The following is a 19,990-nucleotide window of genomic DNA, read 5'->3' on the forward strand; positions in this document are numbered from 1 at the left end:
GATTAGAAAAAGCCTTGTGCAATGGATATGGTGTCACCGGGGGCGATGGCAGTGCTGCGCGTGACCTTGTCGGTCAGTGGTGGGGAGCCATCGCCGCGCACGATGGTCACCCGCTTGATCGAGGCTCGTTCGGTCAGGCCGCCGCCCAGGGCGATGGCTTTCTCCAGTGTCAGCCCGGGTTCGAACGGATAGCTGCCGGGTTTCTGTACCTCGCCATTGATGTAGAACGAGCGGTAGGCGATCAGGTTGAGGCTGACCTTGGGATCGACCAGATAACCTTGCTTGAGGCCGTCGACGATGACCTTTTCTACCTGCTGGGGCGTGAGTCCCTTGGCGGCAATTTCACCCAGGAATGGATAGGAAAACATCCCGGCATCGTTGAGACGGATTTTCTCGAAGCTCAGATCCCGCTCACCGAACACGGTGATGCGCAATACATCGCCGGCTGCCAGTTTGTACTGGGCGCCGGTGTCTGCTGCAAAAGTCACGGGCAACAGCCACGGCACGAACAACAAGACAAGCATTCGCGAGTTCATGGGGAAACCTCTTTAGAGACTTACGTTGAAGCTGAGCAAGAAGATGTTGCGTTCAAAACTCTGATTGTCGGCATCGGAGTCATCGTTGCGGTAGCGATAGCCCAGCTCGATATCCAGCCAGCGGCGCATTGCGTATTCCACGGCAAGGTTGTAGTCACGAAGGTCATCGGTGCGGTCCTGCCCTTCGTATTCGTAACGGCCCAGCCCGACTTCGGCCACTGTGGTGATGCGTTCGGTCCAGCCATGACGCCAGCCGACCAGAGCAGTGGTGGTCTTGACGGCATCAGCACCGTCGTCGCCCTCGGCCATGGCTTGGCGGGCAACAAACGAGAACGTCGAATAGGTTCGTGGTTTCCATCGCAGATCCACCTGCCAGGTCGGGTTACTGAGGTCATCGACACTGCTGTCATCGAAGTTCTTGCGCTCATAACCAACACGGACTTTACCGGTGGTGCGCGCGGTGAAGTCCCATTCGGCACCGGCGAGGACCGCATCGGATGTGCTGTTGAGACGGTTGTTGGACCGGTAATCAAAGTCGGTATGGTCGTATTCCAGCAATCCACGTGTGTTGCTGCCGATGCGGTGGTACCAAGTGGTAGTCAGGCCAGTGGTATCGCGCTCTTTGTCGTCGTTGATGCCGCCTGAATTGTCGTAGCGAAGTTGAGCGTAACTGGCGCCCAGATCGATCTGATTGGCAGCGCTCCTGGCGCCGAAGGTATAGAGGCCATTGACGCGGTTACTGCGAATCTTGTCATTGATGCCATCGACCGCGGTCGACGTCGTACGCTCGTATTTACGTGCTTCCGCTTCAAGTTTCAGTCGATGGCGGTCGGTGAATTCCATGATGCTGTTGAGGCGCAGGCGTTGTGCGGTATTCGAAGCATCCGAGTCGTCATGATAAATGTACCGGGTAGGCTGCCAGATAAGTCGGGTGGCACTGTTGCGGTCTTCAGCCTTGAGTTCGAAAGTGGGCGCCACTTTGGTCACCATGGAAGACTGCGCCCGCTCCAGTTCGCGAAAGTTGTCGTCATAACTTTCTGAAAACAGCAGGGTAGGGGTGAAGTCGAACCCATAAATATCAATGGACTGGGGATCAAGACTCCAGGCCGTTCCGGGACATAAGTACATCATGATCAGTGCGAAAGGGCCGCGGGTCTTGAGGGTCATATCATTGCTCCTGGGGGTGAGTTCAATGACTATAGACCGGAAAAACAGTGGGTGAATGTGGTTGTGTAATACCGGTAGCTATCAATAATTTATTCATGGGGGAGGAGTTTCTAAGTTTAATTAATAACTGGGCGGAGTGCATTAATTCAAAGGAGTACTAGCAGTAACAGAAATGTATTTGGAGTTGTGCCGGTTGTTGCAAAGTGCTAGTTAAAAAAGACAATGATTCATTTATAAATGAGGCCGGGGTCGTTCAATGTCAGTCAATGGCACGCGAACCTGATGTTCTCTGTTCAAGAAATGTAGAAGAATCATGACTCGCTCATCACCTAACGTGCTCAGGAAAACACCTTCAAGTGTTGACAGTGGTCCTCGGGTTATTTGCAGCGTTTCCCCAGGCTTGAATGGTTGGGGTGTGTGCAATTCTAGTGGTTTTAAACACCGGGCACGCAGATGTTCGATAACGTCGTCCGGTACCGTTGCCGGGCCTTGATTGAAATCGACGATGCGGCTGACTCCGCGGGTAGAGCGCAAGGGCGCCCATTTATCGTCACGGCTCAGCTGAATGAAAAGGTACCCCGGGAAGAGAGATTCAAGTGATTGATGGGGTTTGCCGTGAATCAGTCGCTCGCTAATAATTTGCGGGCAAAATATAATGTAGTTTTGTCGCAATAAATTGATTTGTGCCCGTTCATCCTGACGCGGCTTGCATTGTAAAAGATACCAGCTGGCACCTTGGGTACTCGTCAGCATTCTGGCAAGCTCCGGAATATGGGTTAAGCATGTCTGTTCGCGCATTAGCAATGCCACTGCGCTTCCAATGAACTCTTTAGAGAATGTGGAATCGCGAAAGTGTTAAGTCACTGGAACAGGTGTATCAATAATGAAGCATGTAATCACAATGACAAAAAAAGGTTGAGTCAATAATCTGGCGCGTACCCCGACTAGTGCGGGAAGGTTTATCTTGCAGGGGCTGCGTTTAATCAAGACTCTTGATCGAAAGTGTAAACGTTACTTAACGCTATAAGTGATATTGCCGCGTCATCAGAGGAGGGAGGTTCTTTACGATGGCCAAAGCTACCGCAGGGTCCGAACGCTCGGTCCTTTGGAAAACAAGCACTTTCGATCGTGAACTTAACGCAGGGGGACGACGTATATCTATTAATGGAGTTACATCTTTGGTTATACGTGGACCCTCTTATGTATCGACCACTCCAGACGGCCTGTCAAATGTCACTAGTCAAAAATATAGCCTTCTGTCCAATAATCTATTAAGGCGTTTCAACCAATTGTTTTAACAGGTGATTTTTTTTGACGCACGCAGGGCACTGGCTGAAAGAGAACACCGACAGACAACACCCAAACCTGCCGATGTGGTGGATCAAGAGCGCGCGGATGGCCGTCAAGGGTATTTACTGAAAATAGATCGCACAATACAATGAGAATCGTTATTACTAACTCATCGAGTGCGACGTCTTGAGCCAGCCCCACCCCTCTGCCCGCCGCAAGGTCTTCATGAAACACGCGTTGCCAACACTCTCCTGCGTTATGTTTGCCAGTCCACTGTGGGCACAGCAAGCCCTCGAACTGCCGACCACGGATATTCAGGCAAGCCGCGTCAGCCGAGACACGAGCTACACCACCTCTCAAGCCAGTACGGCGAGCAAAAGCAATGTGCCGATCAAGGAAGAGGCGCAATCGATCAATGTGGTCACCCAGCAGACTCTGGCCGACTATCAGGTGCGCTCGCTGGCCGACGCCATGAAGTTCGTCAGCGGCGTCAGCCAGGGCAACACCCTGGGCGGTTCCCGGGACTCGCTGGTCAAGCGCGGTTTCGGCACTAACGATGACGGCTCGATCCTGCGCGATGGCGTGCGCTCCAATCTGGGGCACAACTTCAGCGCCACGACGGATCGTGTCGAAGTGCTCAAAGGGCCTGCTTCGATGCTTTACGGCGCGCTGGAGCCTGGCGGATTGATCAACGTGATCAGCAAAAAGCCTGAATACACCCGGAGCACAACCCTGAGCGGCTCGGCCTATAGCGAAGGCGGCGGCACCCTGGCGGTGGATACCACCGGGCCGATGGGAGATACGGGCCTGGCCTATCGCCTGATTGCTGAACGTGGCCATGAAGATTACTGGCGCAACTACGGCGTGAATGAAAACACCCTGGTCGCGCCATCGCTGACCTGGACCGGCGACCGCGCCAGCCTGACCCTGAGCTACGAGTACAACGAATACTCCAATCCCTTCGACCGCGGCACCGTGTTCACCAACGGTCACCCGGCAGACATCGACTACGACAAGCGCCTCGACGAAAAATGGGCCAAAAGCGTTGGTATCCGTGAACTGGCCACCGCGCGTTTCGACTATCAGCTGAGTGATGATTGGAAAACCCGCGTTACCTACGGCTGGAACAACGACCGCTACAGCCTCTCGATTGCCCAGCCGAATTCGTTGACCGGCAACAATCTGCGACGTGCTGCCAACGGCGCTCACTACGATGATGAGACCCGTTACGCCAGTTGGGATTTCATCGGCCAGCAGGAACTGTTCGGCCAACGCCATGACCTGCTGGTCGGCGCGGACACCGAAGCGTCCGACCAATTCCGCGGCAAAACCTACCGTAATACCCCACGGTCAGGCTTCGACATTACATCGCCGGTTTATGGTCGTCTGGCCGAGCCCAGTCTCGTCAGCGCCGCTCAAAGCGACTTGAGCAACCAGCTGACCTCCAGCTCGGTGTACTTCAAGGATAACTGGCACCTCGATGACCGCTGGATCCTGGTCCTCGGCGGTCGTCAGCAGCATTACGATCAGTACAGCGATCAGGGCCGCGGCAGCAGCTACAAGGTCAACCGCGACGATAACGGCGATGCCTTCGTACCGTTCCTGGGCCTGGTCTACAAAGCCACCGATAGCTTGTCGCTGTACGGCAACTACAGCCGTTCGTTCAAGCCCAATACCGAGGTCGACGATGCCGGCCACACCTTCGATCCGGAGGAGGGGCGCAGCTATGAGGTCGGCGCGAAGTACGATCCACTGCCGGGGCTGAACATCAATCTCGCGCTGTTCGACATCGTCAAGAAAAACGTCGTGACCAGCCAGACGGTCAGTGGTGTCAGCCTCTCGGAGGCGGCGGGCAAGGTCGGTTCGCAGGGCCTTGAGCTGGACATCACCGGGCGTGTGGCCGAGCGCTGGGACCTGATAGGCACCTACGCTTACACCCACACGGAAATTCTCGACGATCCGGATGACGAAGGTCACCGCCTCGCCAATGCGCCGAAGCACACCGCCAGCCTGTACCTCACGCACCACCTGAACATCCCTGCGGAGTTCGGTGCCTGGCATACCGGTGCTGGCGCGCGTTACGTCGGCGAGCGTGCGGCAAACAACGCCAACGATTTCTGGCTGAGTAGCTACACCGTGGCCGATGCCTTCGTGCGTTGGGAATCGCCGGTGTTCGGGTACAAGACTTCGCTGCAATTCAATGTCGACAACCTGTTCGACAAACAGTACTACCCGTCCTCCACCGGCAGCCAGCTGCAGGTCAATGTCGGCGAGCCGCGCACGGCACGCCTCAGCGCCAGTGTGACATTCTGATCGTACTGACTTGACGCGCTGCCCCGTTTCGCTGGTTTGTACCGGGCGGAACGGGGGGCGCCTCAGTCTTTATTCACTATAAATTCTCGCCGAGCTCCTGATGTGCCCGGCATCTTCTCAAGGTTGCATGTCAATGCGTCGAACTCTCGTTTCTCTGTGTGTGATCCAAGCCATTTCCCAGACCACCTGGGCTGACCAGGCACCGACTGATCCTGCGTCAATAGAGTTACAAGCGATCGACATCAACGGCACATTCGAAGAGCAGGCCCAGGGACCGGTACAGGGGTATCGGGCGACCCGTTCGGCCAGTGCGACGCGCACCGACACTCCGATTCATGAAACCCCACAATCCATCAGCGTGGTCACCCGGGATGTCGTGGAAGACCTCGGCGCCACCCGCCTGCAAGACGCTCTCGATTACGCCGGTGGCGTGGGCCGTGCGAACAATTTCGGCGGCCAGGGCCTGACCACGTTCACCGTGCGTGGCTTTACCACCGGTGAGTTCTACCGCAACGGTTTTCCGATCAACCGCGGTTACCCGAACATGCCCGATGCCAATACCATCGAGCGCCTGGAGGTCCTGCGCGGACCAGCCACCACGCTCTATGGCCGTGGCGATCCGGGTGGCACCTTCAACGTGGTGTCCAAACAACCCCTGCCCGAGCGCACGGTCACGTTAGGCAGTCAGCTCAACGATCAGGGCATGCGTCGCGGAACGCTGGATGCCTCAGGACCGCTGGATGATGAAGGGCGACTGGCCTATCGGCTGAACGTGATAGGCGAGGGTGGAGACACCTTCCGTGATCACGTCGAAAACGAGCGTTACGGTGTGGCGCCGGTCCTCGGTTGGCAGGTCAACGACACCACCCGTATCACCTTCGAAGGCGATTTCATGCGCAACAACGCGCCGCTCGATCGGGGTGTGACCCGCTATCGTAATCAGATCGGCGTCGCGTCGCGGGATACTTTTTTCGGTGAAAAGGATATTGGCAAGCTGCACAACGACAACAACATGGCGCAATTGCGTTTCGAACATTTCCTCAACGACAACTGGACCTTGGGCGGCGGCACGCAATTTCTCGACGGCAGTCTGCAAGGCAATGCCATCGAAGCCAACGGTGTGGCTGCCGATGGCCGAACGCTGGGGCGCAACTTCAACTATCGCAAGCTGGAGTGGCGCGACCTTGATGTGCAGTTGAACCTGACCGGACATTTTTCCACCGGTGGATTCGACCACACGTTGCTCACGGGCATCGAGTATGAGGATTACGATTACAAATCGATCATCCGTCGCTCCAGTGGGGCGGTGAGTGCCTACCCCATCGACATTTTCAATCCGGTTTACGGCCAGCCGCGACCGGCGCTGACTCGCACCACCACCCACGATAAGGAAAACCTCAAGACCTATGCCGCTTTCGTGCAAGACCAGGTGACCCTGGCTGAAGGTTTAAAAGCCTTGGTGGGCGCGCGTTTTGAACGCTTCGAGCATGATTACGACAACTACCTCGTCAACGGCCCGAGCTGGACCAACAGCGACAACGCAGTCACTCCGCGTCTGGGGCTGATCTACGACTTGACCCCGACCGTGGCGATCTATGCCGACACGGCGCGGTCCTTCAAGCCCAACAGCGGTGCCAGTCGAACGGGCGGCGGCTTCAAACCTGAAGAAGGCAAATCCTACGAGGTGGGCATCAAGTGGCAGGCCCTCGATCGTCAGTTAAGCGTGGATGCCGCGGTGTATCAGATCGAAAAACGCAACGTCCTGACGACAGACCCGGTGGACTCGACCTTCAGCGTTGCGGCGGGTGAAGTTCGTAGTCGTGGCTTTGATCTGAATGTGGCCGGCAACCTCACGCCAGAGTGGCGCATGATCGGTGGCTACGCCTATGTAGATGCCGAAGTCACCCAGGACAACGTGCTGAAGTCAGGCACTCGCCTGGTGAACATTCCGCGCAACAGTTTCAGCCTGCTGAACGTCTACGAGTTTCAGGACGGTGGCCTCAAAGGGCTGGGCCTGGGGCTGGGTGCCAAATACGTCGACGAGCGCGCCGGCCAGACCGCGGCGAATGCCTTCTCCATGGATAGCTACAAGGTGTTCGACCTGCTCAGCTATTACAAAGTCAACGAGCACCTGCGGCTGAACCTTGACCTGAAGAACCTGTTCGACAGCCACTACGACGAAGGCGCCTTTGGCAATGTCTACGCCTATCCGGGCGCGCCGAGAACCGTGCAGGCGGGCATTTCATACACCTTGTAGAGAGGAAATTCCCGAACACCGCGAATGAACAGGCAAAGACGCCTGAAACCGAGAAGGTTTCAGGCGTTTTTTTGTTTTATGAACGCGTCGTTGGCGACCGCCGACCGTCTGCAAGCCTGCTCCCAGGTGGGGACTGCGCCAGGTTGTGTTTTTCAGAGCTGCACCCGCAGCAGTCTGCCGCTCAACGGGACGACGTTATTGTCTGGCGTGGGCAGTGGCCGGCCGGCCAGTCCCATGCCTTCGCTCACCAGTACCGCATCCTCCACCAGGCACAGATTGGAAGGGGTATCCAGGCCACGGGCGAGCACGGCGACCTGGGCGGTTTGCAGGTTGCAGCTCAGCAGTCGACCCGTGAAACGGGTGAAACCGCCATGCAACGGTTCGCCGTTCCAGTCCGGTGGCAGGGGTTGCTGCAGGCGGTCGCAGAGCTCCAGGACCAGCACATTGCCCTGCGGACACAGTGCTAGTCCGGTGGGCAGTTGCAGGCCTTGAATCAGCACCTCGATCTGCCCGCTGTCGGGCCAGACCCGAATCACTCGGCCTGCCTTATCGGCAAAGTCGATGCCCTTGCGCGCAGGGTCGCCCTGCAGCTCTCCGGAGAAAAGGCTGATCAGCACGGCGTCTGTCGCCGGTTCGTACACCAGGGTCACGGGAACGGCTTCCTGGCCCTGGTCCAGTTCGGGCAACTGGACCAATACGCACTCACCCTGTTCGCCGGTGAATTCCACCAACTGATTGGTATCGGGTTTGACCGCCAGCCAACTGTGGCGAGTCGGGTGGTAACACAGCGCATTCAGATTGCCACGGCTGTGAAACACCGGCTCGGGCGGGGTGTATTGCAGGTCCAGCAGTTTGGAACCTTCGACGTAATTGGTCTGGCTGACCAGGCAGCGCCCGTCACCGCAGGCGATGTCCGACAGCCCCATGATTTCATCGCGCAGCATGCGGGCCTGCATGTTCATGGCGCGAAAACCTTGCGCCAGTATTTCGCCGGGCAGGTAGGCGCCGGGCTTGTGTGGATCCGGTCGCAGTCGACTGATACGGCCGCTGAAGGGCTGGTCCGGCAGACCCGAGCCGGCTTCGGTCAGCAGCAGGCTGCCATCGGCCTGCACACAAACGCCCCGAGGGTTAAGCAAGCCGTCGGCGATGATCGTACTCGGGCGCAGGGTTTCGCGCGGTTGCGCAGGAATATGAAGGGGAACGGGCATAGGGCTTCTCTCCATGGACAAGGGATGGACGCGGTTACTGCGGCGGTTGCCACGGTTCGCCAGTGAGATAGGCCCGGAGCAGCGTCCGCTGGCAGGGCGACATCGAGCGCACCACGGGCATGAACAGAGTGGTGCCTTTGTAGGCGTCCGAGGTTCGGGCGAGGATGGGGTTCTTCGCGGCCATGATCGCGTCGGGCTGATTGAGCGGGATGTAGCGCGACATGGCGGGGAAGGCCAGGTAGTGAAAACGCAAGACGTTCGGGTACATCAGCTCCCAGGTGATGGTGGTGCCCGCGGGGATGCCGAAGTCGGTCTGTGCGTATTTGCGAAAGCTGGTGAAGTAGCCACCGCTTGCAAGACCGTTGACCGTGTAAGTCAGCGCGACAAAACCCGCCTGGGCCTCGGTGCCCGGCTTGAGGGTGACCGGGAAACTGACGTCGAGCTGGCCGGGGTTGATGGTCAGCGAGTCAGGAAACTCGAGGAAATTCCAGTATTTCGGATTTTTGTATACCGCAGGGGCACCGGCCTTCAGGTCGATTTCGGTGGCACTGGTGACCGGGCCGCCCAGGTACCTGACCTGCAGGGTGATCGACAGGCCGTTGGGGTAGTCCTCAAGATAAACGTTGCGCTGATCGGCATACACTCGATAGGTCGATTCGATGGCGTGCAGCGTGGTTTCGGAGACTGTATTGGGTGCGTTGATGGCCAGCGCCGTGGTTCGCACCGCTTGCTGCTGAGTGGTACTCAAGGGCAGGTCGACGATGCCGCCATACACGTAATAGTCGAACAACGGGCTGCTTGCCGGGTCGAGGGTGGTCAGGGTGGTGGTGCCGGCGCTGATCGTGACGGGACCGTAATCCGCGTTGGGCCCGATGGGGCTGGTGATGTCGTCCCTGACGGCCCTGAAGGTTTGCTTCGGGATGACGTTCACCATGTCGATGCTCAGGATGCCGCTGTCGCCCAGATCGGCATAGCCAGTGCTCTTGGTGCTCTGGTTGACCAGCTGCCGGCCCGGCTGACAGTTCTTCGGTTCGTCCGCGAAGGCCGGAGCCAGTGTACCGATGACTCGGCCGATGCTCGGGTTGGGGGTGTATCGGCCGGCGGCGTAATCGGCATCCAGTTGCTCGGTGGTCATCGTGGGGCACATCTCGAACATGACAAAGCGCAGGACAATGCCTGTCGCACCCGGCGCCTGGATGATCGATCGCAGGCCACTGCTGTTCTCGTTCCAGCTGACGATGCTGCTCAGGGGAAAGGTCAGCTGAAACGTGCCGCTGAGGCGGAAAGAACCCGGCGCATCCATCTCCTCTGGCTCCAACACCCGCATTTTGACATCCAGGCTGCTGCAGACCGTGTTCGCGCGAATCAGCAATTGGATGTCGCTGTTACCGCCAATTTGCAGACCGCCAACGAATATCTGGGTGGTGTTTGTGGCGGTGGGGTCCAGGTCCACCATCATCGGGCCGGAAACGGGCCCCTGTCCGGTCACCGGGTCCACCGAACCGAGCAGATAGACCGGCTGGCCCACCATATCGCCGGTGGTGTTGATGCTGCCCGGACTACCCTGCGAACTGATCAAGGCGTTCTGCATGTCGACGACGTGCTGCCCGTAGTGATTCCAGCCGCCGGCGGTGTAGTAGTCGCCCGTGGGTGCATTGATCATGTTGTTCAGCTGATCGTCGGTGTAAGACTGGGCTCCCGGCGCCAGGGTCGAGGTGGTCAGGTCGAAGAGCGGCCAGTGATCATTGCCGTCGTAAGGAATAGTGGGGGAGTTGTTCGGCAGGCTGACGTCCGTGCGGATGCCGCCCCAGAAATTCAACCGTGGTCCATTGAGAATGCTCATGATCTATTCCTCGTCCTTGGTGGTTTTGCCGACAGGCGCATTGGCGAATTTGAACAGGTAGGAGAAATCGGACTTGTAGGGGCTCTTGACCGGCGTCGCCATGGAGTGGCAATTCATGCAGCTGCTGTTGGGCTGGATGTAGCTCTCCATGGTCACGTTGGCCGAGAGCGCCGGGGTCGGCTGACCCAGTGGGTTGCTGGGGTTGTCCGGCATCAGCGGACGCTGGGTGGTGATGAGCTGGTAGTACTTCAGCACGCTTCTTTGCAGGTCCGGGTCGGTGCGGTATTGGGTGTTGACTCCATTGGTGACCTCGGCAATCGGGGTGACCCGGTTCAGCGGGTTCGGGGTCTGGAACGTGGTGCCGGGTTTGGGCACGCAGACCAGATGTGCGCCCTGCGTCTGCCAGTCGCACGGTGACTGGTTGAGGCTGGCGGCGGGGGCGGTGGAGTTGAAGTAGGAATAGGCCGTGCCGGATGTCGGCTGGTCGACCCACTTGTCGTTCACCAGCGCCTTGGACGGAACGTTGTCGATCTGCTCGAAGGTTGACCAGATCCACTGCGGATAGCCGTTCGCCTTGGTGATAATGTGCAGGCCCACCAAACCCAGGTAAGCCTCGGTGACACCGGTGCGTTGGCCTTGGTCGTTGAACGTGGGTACGCGCGCCAGCATGGTCAGGTAGCGGCTGGCGTTGTCACTGGTCGTGAGGATGCGCCAGCTCGACTTGACCTCGATGACCCCGTTGGGGAAGTTGATGTTGTTGGCTTTGGAAACGACATCGGCGTTATAGAAGCTGTTGTTGACGATGTAGTCGTAGGACGTCTCGTTGGCCGAAATGTCGTAGTAGGTCGGGTTACCGGCCTGGTCGATCAACCAGCCGCCGACAGCCTGGTCCACGGCATTCACCTGGGTGCTGTTCTTCAGCGCGGCGATGTTGATGATGCCCAGGCTTTTGGCGGTCTGCGGGGTGTTCCACGGGCCAGGATCAGCCCCCTTCGGCAGGAAGATTTCCTCCACGGTCTTGTAGGTCTGCCAGACGGTGTAGCCGGGGTCCCCAGGCTGTTTGGCGCAGTCGGGATCACCGCGCTGCCCGTTCTGTGCAGGCCAGTTCAAGGCGATGAACATCTGCCAGCTGTACTGATCGAACTGGTCCTGACTGGCCGAGGCGGCCGGTGCGGTGCTGGGAGGTTGGCAGTTCAGGCTGGTGGCCTGCGTCGATGGCATGGCCTGTTCCCGAGCCAGGGCTGGCAGGCTGGCCAGACCGAGTAACACCATGGTGAGGCGGAGCGAAGTTTTCATGGCGATCCTTCGTCATTGATCAGGGTTTGCGTTGCATGAGTTTGTCCCACTGCGCTCGCTTGCCATTACCCAGAGAGGGCGGCGGATCGAACAGTTGGCACTGCGGTGGATTCGCCGGGCACATGGCGGCCACTTGCGCCCAGGTCTGGGCCGGATCCGGTTTGGCGATGCGAAAGTTGGTGTAGTTCTGGCTGACGATGGGCGCATTGGCGACACTGGTGTCACCGGAGAAAAAGAACGACTGGGGATGCCGGTAGGGCGGTTGTCCCGTTGGCTTTTTGAAAAACGCATAGCCGAACAGGATCGGACCTTGCGGCGAATCGAGCTCCAGAGCGTAGGCCTGCACGCTGCCATTGAGGTTTTTGCTGCGCTCGGCGCTGTAGGGCAGATGCTGGATGAAGTCTTGCCGTGGCGGATGATTCATTGGCGAAAACATGCAGCAGGCCGGCATGTCCTTGGGGCGGTCTTGCGGGTACGTCAGGAAGTACGCCTTGTTGCCCAAGGACACGAACGAGCAGGTGTAGTTGTTGTTCTTGATCGGGAAAATCGGCAGACAGTATTTCTCGTAATGCTCCATCATGGCGCCGAAGCCGTCGCCATCCGCCGGGATGTAGGCAGTGTCGTAGTAACTGGTGCCGCGAGAGACGGTGTAGTCCGCCGGGGTCAGGGTGGTGGGTGGATTGCTGTAGGGCGGCGGGTTTTTCTCGTAGTTGTGCATCACCCGGTACATGGTCCAGTCGCTGATCCAGTAGGCCGGGAAAAACGGATCGGAAGGCTCGCCCACGGAACGCTTGGCGATGCAGTTGCCGTTCTTTTCGTTACACCCCAGGTTGTTGTGCACCCCCATGCTGAAGTAGATGGCCTCGCTGTCCTGGGCGAAAACAGGCGGGCTGAGCAGCAGGATCAGCAGCAACAACCGGTCCAAGATGATTTTCATGGGACACCTCCTGTGAAGTGCCGGGTGGCGGACTCGCCACCCGGTAATCCGGCGTGAAACGTCAAAGGTCGTTGTAGTCGCTCATGGAGAGCTTCCTGGGTGGGAAGTTGAGTTTCACCAGGCGTTTGGCCCACAGCTGCAGCACGGCGCGGCGGCTTTGCGACAGGTCTCGGGTGATCGGCATGGCCAGGGTGCTTTCGTCCTGGTTGTCCTTGTTGATCAATATGAGTAACTGGTCGACGGCGCCCTCCACCCGCGTGCGTGAATCAAGGGGCATGTACTTGTTCATGATGGGGTAGAGGTAATAGAACGACTGCAGCACCTTTGGAAAGATGAACGTGTTCCATATTTCTTCCGGAGCTTGCGTGGAGGTGCACATGCCGTTCCAGGTGTCGATGAAGTCCTGTTGCAACTTCATGTCCAGCGGCAGGACCCGCAGCGGGGCAAGGAAGTCGACGTAGGCCTCGGTGAGCGGGAAGCTGAAGGGGATGGTCGGATCCTTATCGCCTTCCTTCACGAAGAAGCGCAGGGTGGGGAAGCCTGGCGCGACTGCCTTGCAGCCTATCTGAGCGATACCTTGGGCGTTGGTGGTGATGACGGCATAGGTGTAATTGACGGAGTTGCCCTTCTCGTCGTTCAGCGTACCGGTGCGACCGATGGGCTTGTCCAGGGTCAGGCAGGGGCGCAGGTTCACCGCGACCGGTTTACCGGAAACAGTGAGGAACTCTTGATAACCGACTGGGGTTCCAGAAGGTTCAGGCACGTCCTGCAGGTCCGTCAGTCGGCGGCCGCTGCCAGTGCTGCGGTAGAGGCCGACCGAGGGTGCGTCGGTGAACTGCGGCAGACCGGCCGTGTTCTTGCTGCGGTCCGCCGGGTTGTCGTAGAACAGCGTGAAGTCGGCGGCGTTGCTGAATGCCAGGTAGTAGTCGCTGCTGGTCACCATGTAGGGGTTGTTGTACTCGGCCACCCACAGTGTCGTGTTGGCGGCCGGCTGGCCATTGTTCTGCACCATGATGGTCAGCTTCTTGTAGTCGCCGACGTCGATGAAGCTGCCGCTTTCGATCACCTCGGCGGTCCATGTCTGCTGGGTGGCGGCGACGGTCTGGGGAGCGCTGTACAGGCCCAACCGACGTAGAATCAGGGGACCGGATTCCAATACACCCTTGGTATAGTCATCGAGGGGAACATCGAGGATACCCGAGCGCTGGTTGAAGGCCGACTGCCGATAGTCCGCGAAGTTCAAGATGACCGCCGGCTTGAATGTTCCATCCTTCTCGGCACCCAAATGGTAGGTACCGGCATTGAATTTTTCCGGGACGGGGATATCAGCCGTGGCATCCACGGGATAGCTCGGAAAGGTATTGCCCAGGTCAAGTGACAGGGTGTAGTCGTTGATCTGTGCCGAAATCACCCCCAACTTGACTTGTTGTGTCTCCTGGGAATACAGCTGGCTCATCGACACCGCCTCATTGGCCACCAGTCGCCTTCCGGCGGGCGCGGTGGGGTATTCACCGGCGAACCACAGCCCCAGGACCGCCGAGGTGCGGCTGTAGGCAGGATTGAAGAAAATCTCGTTGACGTTGTCCAAGCCCTTTCTGTAGAGGTCACGCACTTTCGCCATGACGTTCGGGTTGTTGGAACGGGTGTCGAGGCGCTGTGGGTAATCGTTGAATATCCCGTTCTTGTCATAGCAGGTCAGGTAGACGCAAAAGCGGAACATCAGGCCCTGTGCCCCTTGCTGCTCCATCTGCTGCTTCAGGTTGGCCAGCAGGGACGAGTTGCCGAGCGCCCATTCCAGATTCTCCTTGGGGAAGCAGGTCTGCCAGGTGGTGCTGACGTTCACCAGGCCACCCAGGGCTCCCCAACTGAAGTTCAGGAAACGGTCCATCATCCGGTACTTGCGGTTGAGGGTCAGGCCGCAGTTCGCGTCCCCTAACACCAGTTTGTCGAAGTACAGCGCCGTGAAGGTGTTCTGCCATGGGCTGATATCCACGAAGCGCGCCGCGGTCGGGGTATTGCTGCCCAGGGGGCTGCCGAGCAAGTGGTATTGCGCGCCGATCAGTGCATCCTTATCGATGTAGCTATTGGGCTGCACTTCGCCGCCGATAACGGTCGACTTGGTTTTCCCGTAGTTCACCAGGCCGCAACCGTTGTCGCCAAACAGATCCCATTCGGCGGGCATGTACGGGTCATGCTTCGGATTGATATTGTTTGGCACCTGCTGTACATAGGTCGGCATGCCAGCCATGTACTGCGTCGAGATGGCCCATGGCATCAGGGTGTCGGGAGCATTGTTCCGGTCGATGCCGAAGTGCGTCATGAACGACCAGTTGATGTCCGTGTTCACCGCGTCATACAGCGGGAACATGTCGTTGTTGTTGGCTGTTGGCGGGTTCCAGAACATCTGGCCGTTGAGGTAGATGCGGGGAAAATTCAATACGCTCATGTCGTGCTCTCCTTAGCGTTTCCACTGGGCGCGTTTCAGCGACCAGACAAAATCCAGTTTTTTGTAGCCGTTGAAGTCTTTGTCCGGCAGCGGTGTAGTGGGGTAGGTGAGACCGCCCTGGGTCGGGATGGCGAAATTGAAGTAACCGTCGGTCTTCGAGTAGGCGGCGGTGCCGTGGCAGGCCAGGCAGGATGAGGTGTCCTGGAACGCCGATTCCAGCTGCGAGTTCGCCAGCACCTGGGTCTTGGGTTGATATTCCACGCCGATCAACTCGTATTTCGACAGCGTCGGGTTGTTGGCCTGGAACTGCGTATTGACCGGTATGGCATCCGATGTCGGTCCGGTGCTGTTTGTCATCGGCCGGGGCGGGTGGCCCTTGGTCACGGTGTACTTTCTGTTGTTGACGTTCTCGAAGGTGGTCCAGACCCAGCTGGAGTCCAGTTTGTTGACCACATGCAAGCCACTCAACGCCGCATAGCCGACCCTGTAGTCGGTGCCCTGCTGGTAATAGGCCTGGGCGGTGTAGTAGCCGTCGTTCTCCAGCTTCTTCTTGTAGTCCATGTCCGCGCCGATCCACAGCCAGGCGGCTTTCAATTCCCAGGCCGTGGCGGGAAAGTTCAGGTTGCTCGTCAGGGCCTCCTGGCCATCTACGTTGTAGACATTGTTCTTGACGATGTAGTTATAAGTGTCCTGGGACATCAGCAGTTGAAAGCGCACGACTTGGCCTCGCTGTGCCTCAGGCACGACGGTACCGCCCATTTCCAGGCTCATCCCGTCGACCTGCTGCGTGGCATTGAGGTTGTGCAGCAGACGGTTCGCGTCCAGCCCCAGGGCCTTGGCTTGCTTGAGCACCTCGTCCGGCGGCTTCATGCGGCTGTCATACGAGCCAGGGTTGACGCCATTGGCCAGGTAGACCTGGTCGGAAGGCTTGAACGACTCCCACACGCGGTTGTAACCCTGGGCGTCGGGCTGGTTCAGGCAGACGAACCAGTTCCAGGCCATGGTCTCGGGGTGCTTGTTGAACGCCGTACGGGTCTGGTCGGCACTGATTCCAAATTGCAGGAAGTTGCTGCAGTTGAAGTTGTTGGTGTCCTGTGCCTGAGCCAAACCGGCCAGGGCACTCAGAACTGTTATAGAAATGGCTCGCCGCATGGAAGCTCCTTGGCATTGGCCGGGTCGGTGTGTGAATGCCCCAGGAAGTGATCCAGGAGCAGTTGCTTCACGGCCGTGGCCGCAAGACGCTGGGGCAACGGCAGATCGCAATTGGTGATGAGCAGTGGGCCGGTCTGTTCGCTGGTGGGCAGGCGGCCATGGCTGCCGCGGACCAGGCGGGTGTCCAGCGGAATCAGGTCCATGTAGTAGCGAAAACCGAGCTTTTTCTGTAGCAGGCGGCGCGCCACTTTCAGTTTGGGGAAGCGAATGGCCGGGTCGATGAACAGTTCCAACGGGTCGTAGCCTGGCTTGCGATGGATGTCCACGGTGCGGGCAAAGTCAGGTGCCTTGCGATCGTCGAGCCAGTAGTAGTAATCGAACCAGTAACCCGGCGCGGCCACGGTCACCAGCTCGCCGCTGCGCGGATGATCCAGTTGCCAGGCCCGTTGTTCGGCTTTATCCAGCACCTGCTCGATGCCGGGCTGGCGCTGCAACAACGCTTTGACGCGAGGGATGTCTTGCGCCTGCTTCACGTAGACATGCGCGATCTGATGATCGACTACGGCAAAAGCTGCGCTGGCGCCGGGGTCGAGCAACTCCCAGGTCAGCGATTGGCGCACCTGCAGCAAGCCTTCCGAGCGCAATAGCCGGTTGATGGAGACCGATTGCTGGACCGCTTCGATGCCGTATTCGGACAGCAGCATCACCGCCGCGCCTTGTTCTTGGGCAAAGGTCAGCAGACGACCCACTTCACTGTCGATGGCCCGCACCTCGTCGGCAATCGACGGATGATCGGGGCCCAGGCGCTGCAGGCTGTAGTCCAGATGGGGCAGGTAGACCAATTGCAGGTCGGGTCGGTCGAGCTGGAATTCGGCGATGGCACAGTCGACGATCCAGCGGCTTGACGCGATGCCGGCCGCCGGACCCCAGAAACTCGGAAACGGGAATTCGCCGATCTGCTGCTCGATGCGTTCGTGCAACGAGGCCGGTGACGAATACAGACCAAACATTTTGCGGCCATCGGCCGGGTAGTGAGGGCGTGGGGTGATGGCGGCGTCCACGTCCGCATGCATGTTGAACCACCAGAACAACTGGCTGCAGCGAAACCCGGGGATCTCACGCTTGAGCTGCTGCCAGACCTTTTCCCCCTGGATCAATGCGTTGGGTTGCAGCCAGAAACGCACTTCGGCCTGGTCGCGAAAATACCAGCCGTTGCCCACGATGCCGTGTTGCGACGGCGACAGGCCGGTGAGAATCGACGCCTGCACCGTCGACGTGACGGCCGGAAACACCGGTTGCAGGCTGGCCATTTTTGCCGTTTTCAATAAGGCATTGATGTGTGGTGTCGCCGGCCCCAGCAGCGCCGGGGTCAGCCCGACCACGTTGATCAGCAGCAGCGGTTGACGCTCGTGATCAGAGGGCATTGGCGCACGCCTCCCGCGCTTGAGGTTGCAGCAATTGCCGTTGTCGCAATTGGTCTTCTACCCAGCGCAGTTCTGCAGCGATCCCCTGGAGCTGGGCGTACTCGGTGTTGGGCCGCAACTGCTCGGGCAGGACGCCCCAGCTATAGGTTTCCACTTCCAGCACGGGACGAAAATCCCCATGGTTTGTGAGAAAGTCGAAGGTCTGCGACAGGGCGATCTGAGTGCCGCTGAGTTCGGGCAGCAGCAAGTGTTCACTGAACAGTGGAATGTGGAAATGAATCCTCAGTTCGGAGTATTGCCCCGGGCTTTTAGCGCAATCGTCGAGTGCGGCGGGAAGGTCCGCCCAGGCCAATAACCGGTCCTGCGCATCGCGGGCTTTCACTTGATGCAGGTAGGTGGTTTCGGCAAAGTCGCTCAAGGTCTTGAGTATGTGTTCGCGCCGGTTGTCGTCTTCAGGGGGCAGGTGACAAATCAGGGCGTTGGACAGCTGGATCTTGCCGACGGGCACCCGGGCCTGACGCAACCTTTCTAGCGATTGATAGCAGTCTTCGAACATCACTGCCTGGTGGCAGACATCAAAACACAGCGCCAAGTATTCATGGTGCTGGTCCGTGGCTTGGTAGCGGTGGAAGAAGGCGATGGTCTGATCGGTGTTTTCCAGCACGCAGTCCGGCTCCATTTCCAGGCAGAACACGATCTTCTTGCCCGTCTCCAGATGCAGCCTGGCCAGTGCGGCCGTGAGTTGGCGCAGCAGATGCTCGGCACGCTGCTGTAAGGCCGGGTTCCAGCTAGCGGCATAGCCCAGCGGCACGGTGGAGATCACCCCTTGTTTACAGTCCGGGGGCAGGGCATCCGCGAGGATCCGCGCCAGATTCAGGCTGTATGCCAGCCGTTCCGGATCGGCCCAACTGGGCAGATACACCTCGGCTTTCACCGCGCCCTGATGAAATTGGCCGTAGGGAAAGCCGTTAAGCGAGGTCAGGCGTAGGCCGCTGCGTTGCAGCAGGCTCAGGAAGTCCGTGCGAGCCGATGCCTGTTGTAATTCAGACGCGGCGAGGGCGCTGATCCACAATCCACTGTCCTGCTCGTTCAACCCGCGCAGGGTTCGCACACCCTGAAAATGCTGTTCGATGGAGGACCGTAGCCCCGCCAGGTCACGGGTCGGGTGCACATTGCTGCAATAACCGACCTGCGCGGCAGCCCAACCCGTGCCGGCACTCATTTGATCACCGGTTCCTGGCCACGCAGGGCAGAGTTGTCCTGCCACTGCCGACGCTGGTCGATGGGCAGCGGGGTGCTGACCAGGGCCTTGTCCAGTTGGCCGCTTTGGGCAAAAAAGTCCACGGGGTTGTGGAACAGCACCTGTTCGACTTGGGCTTTGCTGAAGCCGGCAGCCAGCATCGCTTCACCCGTTTTCGGCACCTTGAGCGGGTCGCTGATGCCCCAGTCGGCGGCGCTGTTGACCACCATTTTCTCGGTGCCGTACTGCTGCAACAGGGCGACCATGCGCTGTTCCGACATCTTGGTGTTGGGGTAGATCGAATGGCCGCGCCAGCAGTCGCTGTCCAACACCAAAGGCAAGGTCAGTTCGTTGAGGTGGTCGATGATCACCAGGTGCTCGGCAATCCCGACTTCGCGAATCACTGCCAGGGTGCGTTTGGTGCCACCGATCTTGTCGCGGTGCGGGGTGTGCACCAGCACCGGCAAATTGAATTGTCTGGCCAGTTCCAGCTGAGCGGCGAGGAAGCGATCTTCCTCCGGGGTGATGTCGTCGTAGCCGATTTCGCCGACCGCCACGACGCCGTCTTTCACCAGGTAGCGCGGCAGAATCTCCAGCACTTCATTGGCCACCGACAGGTCGTTGGCCTCCTTGGGGTTGAGGCCGATGGTGCAGAAATGATGAATGCCGAACATGCTGGCGCGAAAGCGCTCCCAGCCCAACAGGGTGTCGAAGTAGTCGATGAAACTGCCGACGCTGGTCCTGGCCTGGCCCTGCCAGAAGGCCGGTTCGATCACTCCGGTGATGCCGGCGGCGGCCATGTTCTGGTAGTCATCGGTGGTACGGCTGACCATATGAATATGCGGGTCGAAGTACTTGAGCATGGTAAATCCTCGTCAAGG

The 19,990-nt window shown here is 58.8% G+C and carries 14 protein-coding genes; 2 read left to right on the top strand and 12 right to left on the bottom strand.

Going from position 1 to position 19,990, the window contains the following annotated elements:
• Positions 1-2: 2 nt before the first annotated feature.
• The 3 genes from MMG91_RS22295 to rfaH form a co-directional block, all read right to left on the bottom strand.
• Positions 3-536, bottom strand: coding sequence for a polysaccharide biosynthesis/export family protein (locus MMG91_RS22295; protein WP_305445717.1), 534 nt, complete (start codon positions 534-536; stop codon positions 3-5).
• Between the two features lie 12 nt (positions 537-548).
• Positions 549-1,703, bottom strand: a complete 1,155-nt coding sequence (locus MMG91_RS22300) for an outer membrane beta-barrel protein (protein WP_310660719.1) — start codon at positions 1,701-1,703, stop codon at positions 549-551.
• A gap of 231 nt (positions 1,704-1,934) precedes the next feature.
• Positions 1,935-2,456: a transcription/translation regulatory transformer protein RfaH gene (gene rfaH, locus MMG91_RS22305; RefSeq protein ID WP_310660720.1), complete on the bottom strand. Its 522-nt coding sequence runs from the start codon at positions 2,454-2,456 to the stop codon at positions 1,935-1,937.
• A gap of 723 nt (positions 2,457-3,179) precedes the next feature.
• On the opposite strand from rfaH, the gene MMG91_RS22310 reads away from it, so the two are divergent.
• Together MMG91_RS22310 and MMG91_RS22315 are read left to right on the top strand one after the other, a co-directional pair.
• Positions 3,180-5,306, top strand: a complete 2,127-nt coding sequence (locus MMG91_RS22310; RefSeq protein ID WP_310660721.1) for a TonB-dependent siderophore receptor — start codon at positions 3,180-3,182, stop codon at positions 5,304-5,306.
• 133 nt (positions 5,307-5,439) lie between these two features.
• Positions 5,440-7,563 (top strand): TonB-dependent siderophore receptor, encoded by a 2,124-nt coding sequence (locus MMG91_RS22315; protein WP_310660722.1) that lies wholly within the window; start codon positions 5,440-5,442, stop codon positions 7,561-7,563.
• A 152-nt stretch (positions 7,564-7,715) separates the two neighbouring features.
• Here MMG91_RS22315 and MMG91_RS22320 read toward each other — a convergent pair whose 3' ends face one another.
• The 9 genes from MMG91_RS22320 to MMG91_RS22360 form a co-directional block, all read right to left on the bottom strand.
• A complete protein-coding gene (locus MMG91_RS22320; protein WP_305502054.1) occupies positions 7,716-8,771 on the bottom strand; it encodes a hypothetical protein in 1,056 nt (351 codons plus the stop codon).
• A gap of 34 nt (positions 8,772-8,805) precedes the next feature.
• On the bottom strand, positions 8,806-10,614 hold the full coding sequence (locus MMG91_RS22325) for a hypothetical protein (protein ID WP_310660723.1): 1,809 nt from the start codon (positions 10,612-10,614) through the stop codon (positions 8,806-8,808).
• Between the two features lie 3 nt (positions 10,615-10,617).
• Positions 10,618-11,910, bottom strand: coding sequence for a hypothetical protein (locus tag MMG91_RS22330; RefSeq protein WP_310660724.1), 1,293 nt, complete (start codon positions 11,908-11,910; stop codon positions 10,618-10,620).
• A gap of 19 nt (positions 11,911-11,929) precedes the next feature.
• Positions 11,930-12,847 carry a hypothetical protein gene (locus MMG91_RS22335; RefSeq protein WP_310660725.1) on the bottom strand — a complete coding sequence of 306 codons (918 nt, stop codon included), beginning with the start codon at positions 12,845-12,847 and terminating at the stop codon, positions 11,930-11,932.
• Between the two features lie 61 nt (positions 12,848-12,908).
• Positions 12,909-15,293: a hypothetical protein gene (locus MMG91_RS22340; RefSeq protein ID WP_305445689.1), complete on the bottom strand. Its 2,385-nt coding sequence runs from the start codon at positions 15,291-15,293 to the stop codon at positions 12,909-12,911.
• Between the two features lie 12 nt (positions 15,294-15,305).
• The gene (locus MMG91_RS22345) at positions 15,306-16,445 is read right to left on the bottom strand and encodes a hypothetical protein (RefSeq protein ID WP_019578685.1); all 1,140 of its coding nucleotides are present in this window, start codon (positions 16,443-16,445) and stop codon (positions 15,306-15,308) included.
• Positions 16,424-17,869, bottom strand: a complete 1,446-nt coding sequence (locus MMG91_RS22350) for an alkaline phosphatase family protein (RefSeq protein ID WP_310660726.1) — start codon at positions 17,867-17,869, stop codon at positions 16,424-16,426. The genes MMG91_RS22345 and MMG91_RS22350 overlap by 22 nt, the downstream gene beginning before the upstream one ends.
• Positions 17,859-19,091, bottom strand: coding sequence for a metabolite traffic protein EboE (eboE, locus tag MMG91_RS22355; protein WP_310660727.1), 1,233 nt, complete (start codon positions 19,089-19,091; stop codon positions 17,859-17,861). Before eboE ends, MMG91_RS22350 begins: the two co-directional genes overlap by 11 nt.
• Positions 19,088-19,972 (bottom strand): TatD family hydrolase, encoded by an 885-nt coding sequence (locus tag MMG91_RS22360; RefSeq protein WP_310660728.1) that lies wholly within the window; start codon positions 19,970-19,972, stop codon positions 19,088-19,090. The genes eboE and MMG91_RS22360 overlap by 4 nt, the downstream gene beginning before the upstream one ends.
• Positions 19,973-19,990: the final 18 nt, after the last annotated feature.

The sequence above is a fragment of the Pseudomonas sp. JL3 genome (assembly GCF_031570575.1).
In the GTDB taxonomy this organism is placed as follows: Bacteria; Pseudomonadota; Gammaproteobacteria; order Pseudomonadales; family Pseudomonadaceae; genus Aquipseudomonas; species Aquipseudomonas cucumis.